Genomic DNA, 16,356 nt, shown 5'->3' with positions numbered 1-16,356 from the left:
CAAGATCGCCGGTGATGAGATCCTGACAGAGCGGGTGCTGACGGACCCGAAACGCAGCAGATCCGCGGGCCGACCCGCTGCCAAAGCCCGCCAGGATGACCCGTTGGGTGTGGCGCCCAGTCCCGGTGCGGGAACGCTCGGGTGGTGTCTCACGAAGCTGTGTACTCCTATATGTATGCCATGCCCCGCGAGAAACTGAGGGAACTCGGGATCTGTCTGGACCCCGTACGCTCAATCCGATATCCACCGGATGGGGTCGACCCACCGCGGGATCGCGTGGCAGATCCACAGACGACGAGGAGCGGCGCGAGAATGCAGTTCGGTATCGCAGGAGCAGGCTTCAGCGGAGCCGTTATGGCACGAGAACTTGCGCAGGCGGGGCATCAGGTGACCGTGCACGAGTCCCGCGGCCACGTCGGAGGCAACTGCCACACCGAGCGCGACCCAGACACGGGCATCATGGTGCACCGGTACGGGCCACACATCTTCCACACCGGCAATGAACGTGTCTGGAAGTACATCAATGACTTCGGCACGATGCAGCCCTACAACCACCGGGTATTCAGCACCATCGGCGGGAAGGTTTACTCGCTGCCGGTCAACCTGCTGACCATCAACCAGCTCTTCGGGCGAACCCTCGATCCGGAGCAGGCGAGAGACTTTATCAGCGAGCAGTCGGACTCCTCGATCACCGACCCGCGCAACTTCGAGGAGCAGGCGCTGTCGATGATGGGCCGCCCACTGTACGAGACGTTCTTCCTCGGATACACGCGCAAGCAGTGGGGATTGGAGCCCACGCAGATCCCGGCTTCGGTGCTGCGGCGGCTGCCGCTGCGCTTCACGTACGAGGACTCATACTTCGCTCACCCCTACCAGGCGATTCCACGGGAGGGTTACACCGCGATCGTCGAGCGCATGCTGGATGACCCCCGCATCGAGGTGCACCTGAGCAGTCCGTTCGACCCGGACCAGCATGACCGGTTCGACCACACGATCTGGACCGGTCCGCTGGACGCGTGGTTCGGGCACCGCTTCGGCAGGCTCGGCTACCGCACCTTGGATTTCGAGGAGATTCGCGCGGAGGGCGACCTGCAGGGCTGCGCGGTCATGAATTACGGCGACCTCGACGTGCCGTTCACCCGGATCTCCGAGCACAAACACTTCGCGCCATGGGAGCAGCACGACAAGACCGTGGCATTCCGGGAGTTCTCCCGGCTGGCAGGCGAGGACGACATTCCCTATTACCCGGTCCGGCTGGCGCAGGACAAGTCACTTCTCCAGACGTACCTCGACGCCGCCGGGCAGGAGCCCCGGGTGACGTTTGCGGGACGGCTGGGCACGTACCGCTACCTGGATATGGACGTCACGATCGCCGACGCGCTGGACGCCGCCAACATCATGCAGCGCGCCATCCGCGCCCGCGACCGGATCCCAGCGCTGCTGGCGCAGGAATAACACCGAGGCCGGCCGGGTCCGGATCGGCGCCGCGTTGATCGCTCTCGATCCGCTCCAGTCGGTGACGCCACCGCCGCCGACGGGAACACCCAACGCCGTGGCCTGGTCACCACCGTCACCGGTCCCGGGACCGGTGGAAACCTGGTGTACACCGGCGCCTACGACGAAGCAGGAGCCCTGGTCACCCAGAACTTGCCCGGCAAAATCACCGCCACCACCGTCACTAACGAACTGAACCAACCCACCGGCCTCACCTACACCGGCCAAATCACCCCCCCCTGTCACCCCACCACCGGAACCTAGCTGGCCTGGAGCATGGACCGTGACGCCCAAGGGCGGATCGTGCGCGAATACATCGGCGAAGGAGCCGGATTCGACGGCGACCCGGCATCCTCACCAGGGCTGACACCTTTCACACGAGCGTCGGAGAAGGATGCGCCTACGTAGGCACCCGCCCCAACGGCGAATGGGCAGTCGCTGCCGGACCCTGCTGTTACTCGCCCGACCAGCGTTCGACCGCTGACCCTGGCCGAACTCTACGTCGGGTCTGCCGACCAGGACGACCCGACCTGGAGCTCCACCACCCGCGGTGCAGTCGGCGACGTCCATAGGCCATCGTCAGCCTCCTGCGCGCCACAACCCGCACCGAGGGAGCACGTCGATGAGCTGCCGCCGTTCCCGTCGACTTGTGGATGTACGAACTGAACGACACTGCTGCCATCGTCAACGCCTACCACTAGGTCACCGCGGCCGGGGTCAGTGTGCGGTGGGGCACCTGCGGACAGGATCTGCCACATCAAAGCCAGCATATCGACGGCGATGTCCTGGACGCGATGACCGGCAACCTCACACCCGCTACTACGGATGCCTACCGGCGGTTGGTCGAGGCGGTCGACCGGCGCAACCAGCGGATGCAGCCCGTCCTATCGGAACTTGTGGAGCAACCCGAGGTTCTTGATGAGATTGGTGGGGATCGACCACCCACCACCGTTGGGACGACCATGGGCGAAGACGACGCGCGTACAGCGCTGGAACGTCTGCGCCGCGGCATCGACACCTAGGGTGCGGGTCGTGCCGCCGCCGGCGGCGCTCAGGGTGGCGCACCAGATGGGGGAATCGTCCAGCCGCTGCATTCCCACGTTGTTCAGCACGGTTTCCGTCCGCCTCATAGCTGCTCGGGTGGTGAAGGGGTCTAGGTCGTTGAGGTTGGTGGGGGAGGGCCATGCCAGCACGACGGCGGCCGGCAGGAGGTAGTCGAAGTGTGCGGCGATCTGGCGGATCATGGTTGTGCCGTAGCCGCGGCCGCGGAGCTGCTCGGGCACCACGATCTGGTCGAGGATCAGCACGTGGCTCATCCCAGGGGAGTTCCCTGGCCAGGGTGGTGTCGTCGCCTCGGTGGCGTAGGTGCTCCAGGGGAGTGGCGAGGTCACCGTCGATCCCGTCGGCCTCCAAGAACGCCGCCGCGAGACCGTCCTGGAGGCTGACCAGCACCACCTCGGCAGCGGCAACGTCGGCCACGACCGGATCGTCACCGTCCTCCTCTGCGCGGGTTTCGGTGGCCAGGTGTGCGGTGAACCAGCGCAGGAGCGGGGTGTCATGCCGCTCGAAACGAGAGGCACGGCAGGTGACGGTCAGCACCAGGTCCTCGGCGAGGTAATCGTCCTCATCGAGCATGATCATCAGCTCGTCGTCGTTGTTAGTGCTCACGATCGGTGATCCTGGCACGCGTCGGCCGAGCCGTGCTGTCGCCGGGAATCGCGCTGTGGGTACTTGCTGGGCTAGTGCCCCAGCGGTCGCGGGCTGCTTGGCGAGTGATGCCGGCGACCCGGCCGATCTCGGCCCAAGACAGGCCACTGGCGCGCGCGGCCGCGACTTCGAGGTCGAGCAGCTGTTTTGCTTTCGTGACGCCGTCGAGTGCGGCCCGGATGGACCGCTCGTGGTCCTCGGGTTCGATGTGCTGTCGCCACTCTGTGCGGATGAGTTCGAATAGGTCGTCCCGGTCGTCGATGAACACACTGCCCTCGTCGTCCAGCGATGCGTAGATGCGCCCCTGGGCGAGGTCTTCCTCGGCGGCGGAGTAGACCCGCCGCCAGACGGTCGGTGACATCCATGTCTCGGGCGTCTGCCAGTAGTCCCGCAGGTCCTCATCGCGTACGTGCGCTGGCACGTGGTCACAGCAGACCCGCCACGCGACCACGGCGGCCGCGGGCCGCCATTGGATCCGATCGCCGTTCTCATCCAGCACGGCGCGGCCCTCCGGGTCGTCGTCGACCGACAAGCCGGCGGTCGAGTAAGTACCACCACCGAGCTTGCCGTCGGCGAACACCTTTGCGACGTAGCCCTCGTGGCGGCCTGTGTCATCGGTCCAGCTCATTAGTGCTACCGGTGCTTGCTAGGGAGGAGGGGGAGGTGCATCATGAGTCCATGGTGACAGGTAAAAGTTGACGCTTGGAATCAGTCCGACAAGTTCTACTTGACATAAGGTGCATTATCGGCGATTTACTAGAGTCGGTTAGAGTGCTGAAATTCTGGGGTCTCCGGCCTCTTTTGGGCGTTTCTGTAGTACATTATGGGGATGGTGTCCGAGACAGTTGCAGCAGCTCCTGGCGCGGTGTTCGAGCAGGTGGTGCGGGCTCGAGTCGCGCGTGCCGGGTCGCCGGGGCGGCCGCGGTTGGATCCGGCTGAGGGTGGTTCGGGTCAGTCGCCGCGGCGGCAGGTGCGGTTGCCGCGGGTGTTGAGTGATGAGGTGGACCGGTTGGCGGCTGCGCAGGGTCGGGATGCGTCGTCGGTGATGCGGGATGCGATCGCGGAGTATGTGCAGGCGTGGATGGCCAAGGATGGGGTGAGTCAGTGATGACGACACATATCAGTGCTGCACAGCGCAAGACGTTGTCTGGTGCGGAGTTGCAGCGGTGGATGGCGTTGGCGGAGAAGTCGCAGCAGCTGGCGGGGCACTTCCCCGACGCGGAAGCCCTAGGTCGTACCGAGGCGATTCTGCGGGGCGAGTTGTCGTATGCGGAAGCGTTGGAGCAGATCGCGGCCAAGTACGCGAACGGATGATTGACGACAAGTACACCTACCCCGGGTCCGGTGGGGTACTGATCAACACTTTCAACATCAAAGACCCGGACCGGTTGGACCAGGCGATGAACGACGTCGCCTCCGCAGGTATCGGTGTGCTCGGTGGCGAGGAGCTACCGGACCGGTTCGACTTCGACTACTTGGCGCACGTCCACCAAATGCTGCTGGGGCCAGTGGTGTCATGGGCCGGGCAGATCCGGGACGTCAACATGCAAGCCTCCGGCACCGGGATCGCCTACTGCCGCCCCGAGTACATCCGTGAACAACTGCAGGAGTTGTTCACCCAGCTCGACCGGGAAGGGCAGCTGCAAGGACTACCCGACCCGGAGTTCGCCCACCAGCTGGCCGAGCACTGGGGCACCCTGACAGCGATCCACCCATTCCGGGACGGAAACACCCGATCCCAAACGATGTACGTGGAGAAGTTAGCGGCCTCGACCGGGCGCCGCTTCGACTGGCCGGCGATCCCCGTCGACCAGCTGCGAGAGGTGCGCCTGATGGCAGTCACCGCACGCACCACTCCCCTGACCGAGTTGCTGCAGCAACACCTCACCAGCGCCCATGCGGACGAACTACTCCCCTACAACCGTGCAGCGGCCAGCGACCTGTCGAAGGTCTCACCGCAGGCGGCGCGTGCGCGGTCGGTGTCCGCGCACGGGTTTTCTCGCTCCACGTCCGCCGCGATCAACGACGAGTCGTCGACTCGACCGCAGTGGCAGCCACGACTAGCCGGACCTTGGGAAGGCAACGATAGGGACCACATTCGCAAACGTGGCAAGTGATCCGGGCAATGCGGGGTGGCTGCGGCTGGTTTCTGATGCCCTAACGAGGCCCATTTCCTTCTTATTCAGTAGATCGCTTAATGACAGCCTTGGAACACATGTATTAGTGAGAGCGCAAACCTCAGAGGCTATGTAGACAAGCCATCTTGAGCGTCCTGAGCCCGAGCGAACCACATCTCGGCAGTCCCCAGGTCTCCGGCTTTGTGGGCGAGGGTGCCGAGGTTGTGCATGGCGTCGGCGTCGCCGTGTTCGGCTGCTTGTTGGTACCAGGTGGTGGCGGTGTCGAGGTCTCCGGTCTTTTCGGCGAGGGTGCCGAGGTCTCCGGTCTTTTCGGCGAGGGTGCCGAGGTTGTACATGGCGCTGGTGTTGCCGTGGTGGGCGGCTTGTTTCCACCAGGCGGTGGCGGTGTCCAGGTCCCCTGCTTCGTGGGTGAGGACGCCGAGGTTGTGCATGGCGCCAGGCCGGTTGTTTGTGCCGCGGCCGCGTCGGCTGTTGCTTGTAACCAGGACCGAACAGCGAACTGTGGATCCACCCCGGCACTGTTTTGGGGTTGTTCTGGTCCTGGGGTGCGTCCTTGTGCATCGTTCACGGTCACAGCCTGCCACCGGGTCTGCTCGTACGGCCATGGTCGTTTCTTTATTGCGACCGGCCCATCGCACCGCAATAAAGCCCTAGGTCCTCTCGTGCCCGGTCGCACCCGCTGAGCGGTACCGAACGAACCGAACGTGTTCTTCGATCCTGCCCTGTTCGAGCGCTCACTTGCACCCGTGACCACCCCCGGTCACCACCACACAAGGGAGCACGCAGATGAGCAAGAAGGAGATTCGGGAACTGATCACCGACCTGCACGGACAGGGATTCGCGGTGCGCAGGACCCGCCGCGGTCACTTCCAGGTCACTAAGAACGGCCAGGTCGTGGCCGTGATCGCGGGCACCCCCAGTGACTACCGCAGCTCCCGTAACGGTCTCGCCGCGCTGCGGCGGGCCGGGTACTGCCACACCAAGTTCGCCTGACCCACCACCCACATCCCAGTGCCGTGACCTCGGCCCTGCTCCCAGCGCGGGTGTCGAGGCCACGTCACGGATCAACCCGAAAGGAATCATCGTGAACATCAATGAGACCACCAACGTTCAGCCCACCGACACCTTCACCAGCGTTTCTGTCGTGAAGACTTCTCCCGGCACCCACCCCGTCATGGGTAAGGGTCGGCTGGCGCGGCGCTACGCCGCGTTCCTCGCGATCGTGGTCGGCAGTGTGCTGACGGCCGCGGGTTTGACCGCATGCTCGGCGCCGAAGTCCCCGCCGGCGCTGACGATCGCGGTTACCGGCACCAGTAGCGAACCGGCCCCCGCGCTGAGTCCGGCGCTGATCAAGACCGTCACCACCCACGCCCTGAATGCTTTGAATCCTGGCGACGGCGTCGTGACCGTCGTGGTCCAGGGCCGTCAGCCGGTGAAGGTCGACTTGACCCCGATGCGCGGTGACCAGGTCGAAACCAACGCCACGACCGCAACGCGTGATATCAGCGCCAAGCTGCCGGCGTTGCTGCGCGCCATGGACGCTGGCGCGGCGACCCCTGGCCTGGACACTCTGGGCGTCCTCGACCAGGCCATCCAGGTCACTCCCACCGGCGGAACCATTGACCTGATCACCTCCGGGATCTCCACCATCAATCCCACCGACCTGGACAAGGCCGGGGCATGGGAGACCAACCCGACCACCTTCATCAACAGGATCGATCCCGCGGGCATCCCTAACGGCACGGGTCACACGATCAGCATCAACGGGCTCGGCTATGCCAACCCTGGCGGGAAGCAGCCCAGCGCCGACACCGCGACCCGGACCGCACTGGACACCCTGTGGTCGGGTATCTGCCACAAGACCGGCGCCGCCTGCACTATCACCGACGGGCCCGTCGGGACGACCGCCACGACGGCCACCAACATCGTCCCGGTCGTGACCTTCCCGGACCTGAGCACTCCGTGCGTCGCCACGACGATCGCCATCAACACCGACACCGCGTTCGCGCCGGGCTCGGCGCAGTTGACCGCTGCGGCCGATACCCAGCTGGCGCCGATCGCGGCCATGCTCAAGACCTGCCCCACCGGTATGCGTATCAACGCCACCGGACACACCGCGACCGTCCCGGGAGAAGGAAACGGGATCACCCTGTCTCAGGCCCGTGCCACCGCGGTCCTGAACCGCCTCACCCAGCTCGGCGCCCCGGCCTCCACCATCGGCGCCGCGACCGGGGACGGCAACATCACCGACCAGCCGGTCAACAACATGCCCGCCGGTCACTACGACGAGAACCTCGCCAAGCGCAACCGCGTCGTCGACCTCACCCTCGCCCAGTAGACAAAATCAGTCACCGCGATCACGAGCGAAGGTGCATGCCCCGGCCAGGGGTATGCACCTTCGCTCGGGTCATACCGGAGCTTTCACGGTTTACGCGGACGAGTCTTCTTCCGCCTCGCGCGCCCGGGCGAACCACATCTCAGCGGTGTTCAGGTCTCCTGCGTCTCGGGCCAGTGTCCCTAGCCCGTTCATCGCATCAGCGTGTCCGTGGTCGGCTGCTTGCTCCCACCAGGTTTTGGCGGTGTCCAGGTCCCCTGCGTTGGCAGCGAGGGCGCCGAGGTCGTAGATGGCGTCGGCATCGCCGTGAGCGGCGGCTTTCTCCCACCAGGTGGTGGCGGTGTCGAGGTCCCCGGCCTTATAGGCGAGGACGCCCAGGGTGTGCATGGCCACGGCCTGGCCTTGCCCGGCGGCTTTCTCCAGCCAGGTGGTGGCGCCCTCCAGATCACCGCGCAATACCCCCAGCATGACCATCGCGTCGACGTGTCCGCGGTCGGCGGCTTGTTCGTACCAGGTTTTGGCGGTGTCGAAGTCCCCGGTCTCTTGGGCGAGGGCCCCGAGGATGTACATGGCGCCGGCGTTGCCGTGGTGGGCGGCTTGTTTCCACCAATTAGTGGCGGTGTCGAAGTCTCCTGTTTCGTAGGCGAGGCCGCCCAGGTTGCACATGGCGTCAGTGTTGCCGTGTTCGGCGGCTTGTTCGTACCAAGCTTTAGCGGTGTCCAAGTCTCCCGCGTCTTGGGCGAGGGCGCCGAGGTTGTGCATGGCGTCAGTGTTGCCGTGTTGGGCGGCTTGTTCGAACCAGGTTTTGGCGGTGTCCAAGTCTCCTGCGTCTTGGGCGAGGGCGCCGAGGTTGTGCATGGCGTCAGTGTTGCCGTGTTGGGCGGCTTGTTCGAACCAGGTTTTGGCGGTGTCCAAGTCTCCTGCGTCTTGGGCGAGGGCGCCGAGGTTGTGCATGGCGTCGGCGTTGTTTTGGGTGGCGGCTTGTTTCCACCATGTGGTGGCGGTGTCGGTGTCGCCCGCCTGGTACGCGATGCCGGCGAGGCTGAACATTGCACCAGGGTGTCCGTGTTTGGCAGCTTGCTCGTACCAAATGGTGGCGGTGGGCAGGTCCCCCGCGTCCTTCGCGAGATTTCCGCGGTTGTGCATCGCGTCGACCTGTCCGTGGTTGGCTGCTTGTTCGAACCATGTGGTGGCGGTGTCGAGGTCGCCGGCCTTTTTGGCGAGGACGCCGAGGTTGTTCATGGCGTCGGTGTTCCCGTGGTGGGCGGCTTGTTTCCACCATTTGGTGGCGGTGTCGGTGTCGCCCGCCTCGTATGCGTTGACGCCGAGGTTGTTCATGGCGTTGGTGTGTCCGTGTTCGGCTGCTTTCTCGTACCAGGTGGTGGCGGTGGGCAGGTCTCCGGCTTTCTTGGCGAGGAGGCCGAGGTTGTTCATGGCGTTGTCGTTGCCGTACTGGGCGGCTTGTTCGTACCAGGTGGTGGCGGTCTCGAGGTTCCCTGCCTTTTCGGCGAGAACACCACGGTTCAACATTGCACCAGGGTGTCCGTATTCGGCTGCTTTCTCGTACCAGGTGGTGGCGGTGTCGAGGTCGCCCGCCTGGTACGCCAGGACTCCGCGGTAATACGTCGCGACAACATGCCCATGGTGGGCTGCTTGTTCGAACCACGTGGTGGCGGTGTCGAGGTCGCCCGCCTGGTACGCCAGGACTCCGCGGTAATACGTCGCGACAACATGCCCATGGTGGGCTGCTTGTTCGAACCACGTGGTGGCGGTGTCGAGGTCCCCGGCCTGTTGGGCGAGGACGCCACGGTTGTTCGCCGCAGAAATGCTCCCGAGGGCGGCCGCACTCTCCCACCATGTGGCGGCGGTGTCGAGGTCTCCTGTGTGGTGGGCGTGGCTTCCGGCGTTGAAGCAGGCGTCATTGGTGAGGGTGTGGCTGTGGGGTAGGAGGTGGGTGAGGGTGTGGTTGGTGGGGGTGAGTCGTGGGGTGAGGGCGTCGAGGAGTTGGTATCCGGTGTGGGTGGGGTTGAGGGTGATGATGGCGTGGGGTGATCCGGGGCTGATGGGGTCGGTGGCCCAGTCGAGTGCTTCTTGGAAGCGGGTGGGGTCGGTGGGCCAGAGTTTGGTGGGTGCGATGTGTTGGTAGTGCCATTGAGTGAGTTGTTGGAGTTGGTCGGGGTCGGTGCCGGCGGGGTAGAGGATTGTGGCGTCGATGGCTGCGGCGATGAGGGCTGCGGGGATCCCGCCGTGGTGGGTGGCGGTGGTGGCGCGGGCGTGGAGGGGTTCGACTGCGGCGAGGTATTCAGCGAATCGTTCTAGTCCCACTGGTGGCACCCCGGGTTCCCCACCGGTACCGGTAGGACGGGTGGGTTCACCGGTGGTGTCGTCGTTGGTGGGTGGGGTGGTGGCGGTGTGCCATACGTGGAGCGCGGCGGCGTATTCGTCGGTGCTGAAGACGGGGTGGTAGGTGATGGCGGTGGTGGTGAGCAGGGTGATGAGTTCGGGGCTGGCGCCGATGCGGGTGGTGCGGTCTAGTTCTGGTCCGGGTTCGGTGTGGTCGACGGTTTCGCGTTTCCATCCGGCGAGGGTTGCTTCGTGCAGGGTGCATATGACCGGGACGTGGCGGGTGATGCGGGTGAGTGCTTGTTCGGTTACGCCGTCGGTGGGGTTGGCGCCGCATCGGCCGAGGTCGTCCAGGATCACGATTGCGCCGGTGAGGGCGTCCGCGGCGGCGGTGTTCCCGCCGTTACCGGCGGCGATTTTTTCGATGAGGTCAGCTAGGTCACCGATGACTTTCGGTGCGGTGTTGATCCACCACACGGGTGTGTCGGGGGTGTGGGCGGCCAGGGTGTGGACCAGGGAGCGGGTTTTACCTGCTTTGGGTGGGCCGAGCACGGTGACGAGTCCGTTCCCGTTGGTGAGCACGGCCTGGATGGCGTCGGTCAAAGGCTGGTCTTGGTGGCGGGTCACGTAGGAGGGGATGCCGCCGTCCAGCAGCCAGGACCCCAGGCCTAGTCGGTGTGCTTGGGTGAGGAGTTCCTGTGCTGACGGGACACGGAACAGGGACAGGCCGCCGAGTTTTTCCCATTTCTGGGTAGCGGCTGCTTGCTGGCGTGCGGTGGTGCGGGCTTGTTGCTGGGGTCCGGTTGCGGCTTGCAACGCCTTGATCAAGGCGGGGAAGTCGGTCCATTCGCCCACGTCGTGGGGCGGTTGCACCTTCAGTTTCTTGGTGATGACCAGGGTCAACGCCTTCACTACGTGCTGGTCCGGTTTTTGGGGAAACCCGCGGGTGGGGCTTGCCCACCCGCGTAGTTGAGCTCCTTCGCTGCCTTTTTTTCGCCAGTTCTCGGTGGCGTCTTCCAGCAGTTGCGCCAGATTCATCAGGTTGTTGCGCTGCGCGGCGGACACTCCGGGGTCGTTGGCGGCGTCCCGGTACCGGGTCGGGACCTTCCTGGAGATCAGATCCGACAACGCCACGAACGGTGCCAGGCCGGTTGTTTGTGCCGCGGCCGCGTCGGCTGTTGCTTGTAACCAGGACCGAACAGCGAACTGTGGATCCACCCCGGCACTGTTTTGGGGTTGTTCTGGTCCTGGGGTGCGTCCTTGTGCATCGTTCACGGTCACAGCCTGCCACCGGGTCTGCTCGTACGGCCATGGTCGTTTCTTTATTGCGACCGGCCCATCGCACCGCAATAAAGCCCTAGGTCCTCTCGTGCCCGGTCGCACCCGCTGAGCGGTACCGAACGAACCGAACGTGTTCTTCGATCCTGCCCTGTTCGAGCGCTCACTTGCACCCGTGACCACCCCCGGTCACCACCACACAAGGGAGCACGTCATGGGTTTGAAGGACTTCAAGGGCAGGGCAGGTCGCCTCGGCGCCGCGGTCGGGTTGATGACCACGGTCAGCGGGGTACCGATGCCGAGTCAGCAGTTGCCGAACGTGATCAAGAACCACCAGAAGTACAGCCGGGTGATGGTCGAGGAACAGGCCCGCAAGATCCGCCGCGAGACCACCAAGACTTACAACCCGACCACCGGGCTGGACAAGCGCACCAGCAAGAAGCTGCGCAAGCCCTGACCTGCCCGTGACAGCGGAGGCTTCGAACGAACCGAACGAGTTCTTCAACCTCGACCTGTTCGAGCGCTCACTTGCACCCGTGACCGCCCCCGGTCACCACCACCTGTAACACCTCTGAAGAAAGTAGGAGCACTGAAATGAACACCAACCACACCACCACCGGGACGGTCACCACCGTCCCGGCACAGGTCGCCACCGAGGCGCCGGCGCCGACCGCGACGGTGCACCCGGTCGCTGAAGCTGCCGGGCGTGACATCCCGTTGAAGGACACGATGACGTCGCTGATCGGTTTGGGTCCGATGCCGTTGACCAAGATCATCGGCACCCACGGCATGGTCGCCGAGGCCCACCGTCACCCGGGTGCTGGCGAGGGTGAGTCGTTGACCATGCGGGAACAGACCCAGCGGGACGCGATCACCCACAAGGCGCAGGTCTTCATCACCCAGCAGGTCCGCGGGCCGATCGAGAAGCGGATCAACGACATCAAGGCCTTGCTGGCGGAGATCAACCAGATCGACCGGGCGATCGAGGTCCTGCAGGCGTCTCCGGTGGCCGGTCCCCGCGGGCAGCAGTACACCCCCGCTGAAGCCCAGCACGAGCACAACATGATCCGTGAGGCGATCGAGAACGAGTCGCGTGACGGCGCGGTCAAGCACAACATCAAGCCCTACAAGAAGCGGACCTCCTACGCCCTGATGGCGTTGGATCTGCCGGTGTTCACCCTGGCGATGGTCGGCTTGCTGAACGTGAACCTGCGCCTGATCGGCTACGACACCCAGACCAACATCCTGGCCATCACCGCCCTCGTGTTCGCGGTCATGGGCACCGTGCTGCTGGCGACCGTCATGCACCGCATGGGCGCCCGGCACCGCAACTACAAGAGCGCTGACGGGACCATCGCTGCCGGTGGTGCCTCGCGCACCGTCCGTGCAGAACTGGTCGCCACGACCGTGGTCGTGGCCTTGGCCACTGCAGTGATGGCCACCCGCGTCATCTCCGAAGCCCTGCTGGCCAAGGGCAACCCGTACCTGACGTACACCCTGGCCGGGATGTTCGGTGCACTGATCGGGTTCACCTGCTACCTGAACTACCGCGCCGAGTACGACAACGGATCCACCCAGACCGACCAGGTCCAGCACCTGTCGGCCACCATCCGCGGACGGCAGCTGGCCCTGGACGGACTGACCAACGCCCGCCAGGCCAAGGTCGAACAGGCCGGTGTCCTGATCGCCAAGCTGCACCGGCTCATCAGCGAAACCACCATCAAGGCCAACGACATGATCACCGCCAGCACCCACGACAAGGCCATCAAGCTCGCCCGCTCCTACCACGGCAACCCCACCGGGCTGCCGGATCCCGCCCTCAACAACGACGGGCTCGACGTGGCAACCCGCCAGGCCCAGGAACTCACCGCACACCACCAGCACCTGCAGCCGGGCACGCACGAGCCCGACCTGTTCACCCTCCTGACCCAGCCCTGAGCACCACCCGTCGTCTGTCCGGCGCCCGAGCAACGGGCGCCGGACAAGACCCGTCCCAGGGGCACATGAGCTTCGGCTCAGCAGCAGCAGCGGCCGGCAGTTGCCCCTCTTCCAACGGGCTGAGGCTTGGACCCGCGCTTTCCTGAAAATGCATGCCGTCTCCGGCATCCATTTACTCCAGGATGGTGACCAACCGGGCACGGTCAGATTAAGACGGACGGCACGCCGGGGCATCAATCAAATTCTCGTGCGAAGTTCCGTCATGTCTGTCCATCGTGCGATCAAGGACAGGACAGCCAGTTGCTCAAGTGCTTCGTGCTCGCTCACGTCCACGTCTTCGTGAGCGGCGATATTGCGGATTCCCGCGAACGCGCCCTGTGCAATCAGGTGCAGGCCCTGTTGGCGGGCTTGCCACCCCTCGTCTGTTGAGTCGCCCGGAAAGTGAAGTCGAGCAGCGTCGAGCTTGGGAGGGTCTGGGGAGAAGACTTGCGCGACGAGTTTGCGGTCACGCAAAGTGGATGATGCCTTCGCCCGGATGTAGGCCGAAAGCGTGATCGACGCCTGCTGCAGCGCGGCACCGAACTCCCCCGTGTCCCACACCGGTGCAGCGGCGGCCCAGATCCGTCCATGGAGACTGTCAGCGAAAAGTGAAGGAGCTGAGGGGCGTAGATGTACCTCAGTCTCGGCTGTATCCCTGAGAGCACCTAGCGCTCGGCGAACCCATTGCTGACTGTTGGTGCTGGTGTAGCCCGGTGGCATGAGCGGGTGAGGTGCCTTCGGGTACGAGACTCGAACGATTTTCTCGACCGTTGGTAGGAGGAGTTCGGCCTGCTTGTTCAGACGAGAGCAGACGTCATCCCAGTCATAGCCGGCCCGTTCCTGGTGAAGGTCAAGCTCACCACAAAGGTGTAGGTACTGTTCCAGTTTTTCGGTCGCCCAGGCGATGTCCATTCGGTCAAAGTACCTGCCACCGTCCTGGCTGTGCCGGCGCTTAATCGTGCGCACACGTATGGAAACTGGCGGCGTAATGTCGCTCGCGCACAAGAGGGAGAGTTCTTGTCGCGGTCCGGTCCTGCCGGCCATTCGATGTCTCCCGACGGCATGCGTCAAGGAAGGTCTGTGGGGACACCAGCGATCGTGGCCCAAGTGCGCATGCAGGTTTTCATCGCATTTTCTGGGTGTGTGTTGGAGGCAGCCCAGCCGAAGGCTGTGCGCAGTCGGTGGCTGGAGTCGTGGTGGGCGATGACTGTGGTTGCGTACATCAGGGCTTCTCGTTCGGGTGAGATTGCGATGTCGGCGGTGGCGAACTCTGTGTCGGTGGCTGGTGCTGCGTTGGTGATGAATTGGCTGAGGGCGAACATTTTTCCGTGGGCTACACCGGACAGGATGCTGTAGATGTTGCGCAGAAGCCGTTCCCCGCTGGGGAGATCTTTCACGAGGTTGGTGGACGAGGGTTGACCCTTGCCGACTGTGGCGGGCGTGCGGAGATCCTGCGGGGATGGGTGCGCTGTGAGGCCGTAGGTGGTGGCGGTGTGAAGCAGCGTTGCTGCGTTGGTTTCAAGTTGTTCGATGGTGGCTGCTCGACGATGTCCATCGTCGTCGCGGTGGGCGATGCGTAGCTGTTCCATGCCGCTGATTAGGTACGTGTTGGCGTAACGTCGGAACGCTTCTACGCCGGTGATGTTGGGGTCGAGTAGGTAGTAGCAGAGCGCGTCGGTTTCGAGCGTGACGCGGGCCGCGGTGGCGCAGGGGTAGAGCATTCCGTCGATGGCGAGCATCGCAGCCAAGCCGCTGAGGTGTTGAAGTGCTACAAGATGGACGCTGACCGCGGTCAGTGCGAGCTCTCGCCGCGCGTTGCGCAGTGTCGGGTCGGTTTCAGCTTCTAAAGCGACGGCGACGTCAGATCCTGGTAGCCAGCGGCTCTTGTGCTCAGACAGTTCGGTGAGTTCTGCGTTGGTGGCGTCATTGAGGGTGGTGCTCAGTTCGGCTCGGGAAGATGACATCGAATGTCACGGGGACGCCGGGGATGGTGTGTTTTGGGTCGCGTGGTCTGCCGCTGTGGCGCTCAGAGTCGACCGCCGAGCGCGTGAACCTTTTGGTCGTCCTCCACGGCGAATGGGTGGCTGTGCGAGGTCGAGTTTGTCGAGCTCGTGCGAGGTCCACCCGGCCTGTATTGCAGCAGACCATGCAGTCGCTTGGCGTGTTTCAGCGTCTTTCAGTTGCTGTTTGAGGTCTTTGATGACGGCGGTGTTGGTTTCGAGATCGTCGATGGCTGCGAGTCGTCCGGCGAGGAGTTGTTCGGCGTGTTCTCTGATGGCTCCCATGCGCTGGATCGTATCTGCTGCACTGCGCACTGCACGAGGCAACTTTAGACAGCCGGTAAGCACACAAACCCCCTCTTGGTTGGCAGTGGTTGTATCAGCTGCCGATGCTCCCGCCTCGTAGTAGGAAGAAGCTCGGCGGGAGCAAGATAAAGGTTAGGGTGCCCCTTCGGGGTGGATCGGGCTTGCGCCTGGTCTCGATCCTGGGGCACCCTGGTGGTGTCGCGCTGGATGAAGCACGCGCGACACTGGAACGGACAGGGTGTGAACCAGACAACCAGCCGCCCTCAACGGGCGGACGGTGTGGAGGTACGTGATGGCTGCAGAAGAGACGCCGGAGAGCGGTGGTCGTGACGGCATTTTCCGTCGACGACGCACTGATGGTCGGCGTGAGCACCGCACGGTGATCAAGCACACCGCCGCGGAGTGGGCGCGGGTGCAGTCGATGGCGCACGTGGCGGGTATCTCTGTCCCCCGGTTGTATGAGCGTGCCCTTTTCGCTGGCGGTGTGGTGCAGGCGCAGGAGTTGGCGTCGATCCAGTTGGAGATGGAAGCGGCACTGCGGATGATCGGTTTGGCCGGATCGAATTTGAATCAGGCCGCGAAGGTTGCGAACGCGACGGGCGAGGTTCACTGGCCACAGATCCAGGCTGCGGCGGATGTGGTGACGGATCGGTTGATGCAGTTGGTGTCGATCATGGGTCGGCTACCGGATGGGTCTTTTGGTGAAGCGTTTCCCGGCGACGAGCAGGATGCTGACAGGGTCTTTGAGTGATCATTAAGGCGGTGCCGCAACGCGGGC

16 protein-coding genes are annotated in these 16,356 nt (G+C 64.3%); 10 read left to right on the top strand and 6 right to left on the bottom strand.

Annotated features, from left to right (window positions below):
• Window positions 1-171 precede the first annotated feature (171 nt).
• Entirely contained in the window at window positions 172-1,455 is a 1,284-nt protein-coding gene (gene glf / locus BKA23_RS16780) for a UDP-galactopyranose mutase (protein WP_425473786.1), read from the top strand.
• Between the two features lie 923 nt (window positions 1,456-2,378).
• On the opposite strand, the gene BKA23_RS16775 is transcribed toward glf, so the two are convergent.
• Window positions 2,379-2,801, bottom strand: coding sequence for an N-acetyltransferase (locus BKA23_RS16775; protein WP_145230650.1), 423 nt, complete (start codon window positions 2,799-2,801; stop codon window positions 2,379-2,381).
• A gap of 58 nt (window positions 2,802-2,859) precedes the next feature.
• Here BKA23_RS16775 and BKA23_RS16770 point away from each other — a divergent pair, with 58 nt between their 5' ends.
• Window positions 2,860-3,171 carry a hypothetical protein gene (locus BKA23_RS16770; protein ID WP_145230648.1) on the top strand — a complete coding sequence of 104 codons (312 nt, stop codon included), beginning with the start codon at window positions 2,860-2,862 and terminating at the stop codon, window positions 3,169-3,171.
• Here BKA23_RS16770 and BKA23_RS16765 read toward each other — a convergent pair.
• On the bottom strand, window positions 3,152-3,829 hold the full coding sequence (locus tag BKA23_RS16765; RefSeq protein WP_145230646.1) for a hypothetical protein: 678 nt from the start codon (window positions 3,827-3,829) through the stop codon (window positions 3,152-3,154). The genes BKA23_RS16770 and BKA23_RS16765 overlap by 20 nt on opposite strands.
• A gap of 201 nt (window positions 3,830-4,030) precedes the next feature.
• On the opposite strand from BKA23_RS16765, the gene BKA23_RS16760 reads away from it, so the two are divergent.
• From BKA23_RS16760 to BKA23_RS16750, 3 genes are read left to right on the top strand one after another with little or no spacing between them, the layout of a single operon-like run.
• Complete coding sequence (locus BKA23_RS16760) at window positions 4,031-4,309, top strand: ribbon-helix-helix protein, CopG family (protein WP_211841778.1); 279 nt, start codon at window positions 4,031-4,033, stop codon at window positions 4,307-4,309.
• On the top strand, window positions 4,309-4,515 hold the full coding sequence (locus BKA23_RS16755) for an antitoxin VbhA family protein (protein WP_145230642.1): 207 nt from the start codon (window positions 4,309-4,311) through the stop codon (window positions 4,513-4,515). Before BKA23_RS16760 ends, BKA23_RS16755 begins: the two co-directional genes overlap by 1 nt.
• Window positions 4,512-5,318: a Fic/DOC family protein gene (locus BKA23_RS16750; RefSeq protein ID WP_145230640.1), complete on the top strand. Its 807-nt coding sequence runs from the start codon at window positions 4,512-4,514 to the stop codon at window positions 5,316-5,318. The genes BKA23_RS16755 and BKA23_RS16750 overlap by 4 nt, the downstream gene beginning before the upstream one ends.
• Window positions 5,319-5,446: 128 nt before the next feature.
• Here the strand turns inward: BKA23_RS16750 and BKA23_RS16745 are convergent, their stop codons facing one another.
• Window positions 5,447-5,770 (bottom strand): tetratricopeptide repeat protein, encoded by a 324-nt coding sequence (locus tag BKA23_RS16745; protein WP_170226663.1) that lies wholly within the window; start codon window positions 5,768-5,770, stop codon window positions 5,447-5,449.
• Window positions 5,771-6,125: 355 nt separating this feature from the next.
• On the opposite strand from BKA23_RS16745, the gene BKA23_RS16740 reads away from it, so the two are divergent.
• Together BKA23_RS16740 and BKA23_RS16735 are read left to right on the top strand one after the other, a co-directional pair.
• Window positions 6,126-6,332, top strand: a complete 207-nt coding sequence (locus BKA23_RS16740) for a hypothetical protein (protein ID WP_145230636.1) — start codon at window positions 6,126-6,128, stop codon at window positions 6,330-6,332.
• A 91-nt stretch (window positions 6,333-6,423) separates the two neighbouring features.
• Window positions 6,424-7,677, top strand: coding sequence for an OmpA family protein (locus BKA23_RS16735; RefSeq protein ID WP_145230634.1), 1,254 nt, complete (start codon window positions 6,424-6,426; stop codon window positions 7,675-7,677).
• A gap of 90 nt (window positions 7,678-7,767) precedes the next feature.
• Here the strand turns inward: BKA23_RS16735 and BKA23_RS16730 are convergent, their stop codons facing one another.
• The gene (locus BKA23_RS16730) at window positions 7,768-11,235 is read right to left on the bottom strand and encodes a tetratricopeptide repeat protein (protein WP_145230632.1); all 3,468 of its coding nucleotides are present in this window, start codon (window positions 11,233-11,235) and stop codon (window positions 7,768-7,770) included.
• Between the two features lie 193 nt (window positions 11,236-11,428).
• Between BKA23_RS16730 and BKA23_RS16725 the strand changes: the two genes are divergently transcribed.
• Window positions 11,429-11,752: a hypothetical protein gene (locus tag BKA23_RS16725; protein WP_145230630.1), complete on the top strand. Its 324-nt coding sequence runs from the start codon at window positions 11,429-11,431 to the stop codon at window positions 11,750-11,752.
• A gap of 137 nt (window positions 11,753-11,889) precedes the next feature.
• Window positions 11,890-13,233: a hypothetical protein gene (locus tag BKA23_RS16720; protein ID WP_145230628.1), complete on the top strand. Its 1,344-nt coding sequence runs from the start codon at window positions 11,890-11,892 to the stop codon at window positions 13,231-13,233.
• A gap of 237 nt (window positions 13,234-13,470) precedes the next feature.
• Here the strand turns inward: BKA23_RS16720 and BKA23_RS16715 are convergent, their stop codons facing one another.
• Together BKA23_RS16715 and BKA23_RS16710 are read right to left on the bottom strand one after the other, a co-directional pair.
• Complete coding sequence (locus BKA23_RS16715) at window positions 13,471-14,184, bottom strand: TIGR02391 family protein (RefSeq protein WP_170226662.1); 714 nt, start codon at window positions 14,182-14,184, stop codon at window positions 13,471-13,473.
• A 155-nt stretch (window positions 14,185-14,339) separates the two neighbouring features.
• On the bottom strand, window positions 14,340-15,236 hold the full coding sequence (locus tag BKA23_RS16710) for a hypothetical protein (protein ID WP_145230624.1): 897 nt from the start codon (window positions 15,234-15,236) through the stop codon (window positions 14,340-14,342).
• Window positions 15,237-15,870: 634 nt separating this feature from the next.
• On the opposite strand from BKA23_RS16710, the gene BKA23_RS16705 reads away from it, so the two are divergent.
• Window positions 15,871-16,329 (top strand): hypothetical protein, encoded by a 459-nt coding sequence (locus BKA23_RS16705; RefSeq protein ID WP_145230622.1) that lies wholly within the window; start codon window positions 15,871-15,873, stop codon window positions 16,327-16,329.
• Window positions 16,330-16,356 lie beyond the last annotated feature (27 nt).

This window comes from Rudaeicoccus suwonensis, assembly GCF_007829035.1.
Classification (GTDB): domain Bacteria; phylum Actinomycetota; class Actinomycetes; order Actinomycetales; family Dermatophilaceae; genus Rudaeicoccus; species Rudaeicoccus suwonensis.
The sequence above is the reverse complement of the archived record's forward strand: the minus strand, read 5'-3'. Positions and strand labels throughout refer to the sequence as shown.

Excerpts from the sequence above, each read along its gene's own strand:
- BKA23_RS16715 (WP_170226662.1), bottom strand. The coding sequence starts at position 14,184 with ATGGACATCGCCTGGGCGACCGAAAAACTGGAACAGTACCTACACCTT.
- BKA23_RS16745 (WP_170226663.1), bottom strand. The coding sequence starts at position 5,770 with ATGCACAACCTCGGCGTCCTCACCCACGAAGCAGGGGACCTGGACACC.
- BKA23_RS16710 (WP_145230624.1), bottom strand. The coding sequence starts at position 15,236 with ATGTCATCTTCCCGAGCCGAACTGAGCACCACCCTCAATGACGCCACC.
- BKA23_RS16765 (WP_145230646.1), bottom strand. The coding sequence starts at position 3,829 with ATGAGCTGGACCGATGACACAGGCCGCCACGAGGGCTACGTCGCAAAG.
- glf (WP_425473786.1), top strand. The coding sequence starts at position 172 with ATGTATGCCATGCCCCGCGAGAAACTGAGGGAACTCGGGATCTGTCTG.
- BKA23_RS16755 (WP_145230642.1), top strand. The coding sequence starts at position 4,309 with ATGACGACACATATCAGTGCTGCACAGCGCAAGACGTTGTCTGGTGCG.
- BKA23_RS16705 (WP_145230622.1), top strand. The coding sequence starts at position 15,871 with ATGGCTGCAGAAGAGACGCCGGAGAGCGGTGGTCGTGACGGCATTTTC.
- BKA23_RS16760 (WP_211841778.1), top strand. The coding sequence starts at position 4,031 with ATGGTGTCCGAGACAGTTGCAGCAGCTCCTGGCGCGGTGTTCGAGCAG.
- BKA23_RS16740 (WP_145230636.1), top strand. The coding sequence starts at position 6,126 with ATGAGCAAGAAGGAGATTCGGGAACTGATCACCGACCTGCACGGACAG.
- BKA23_RS16750 (WP_145230640.1), top strand. The coding sequence starts at position 4,512 with ATGATTGACGACAAGTACACCTACCCCGGGTCCGGTGGGGTACTGATC.
- BKA23_RS16720 (WP_145230628.1), top strand. The coding sequence starts at position 11,890 with ATGAACACCAACCACACCACCACCGGGACGGTCACCACCGTCCCGGCA.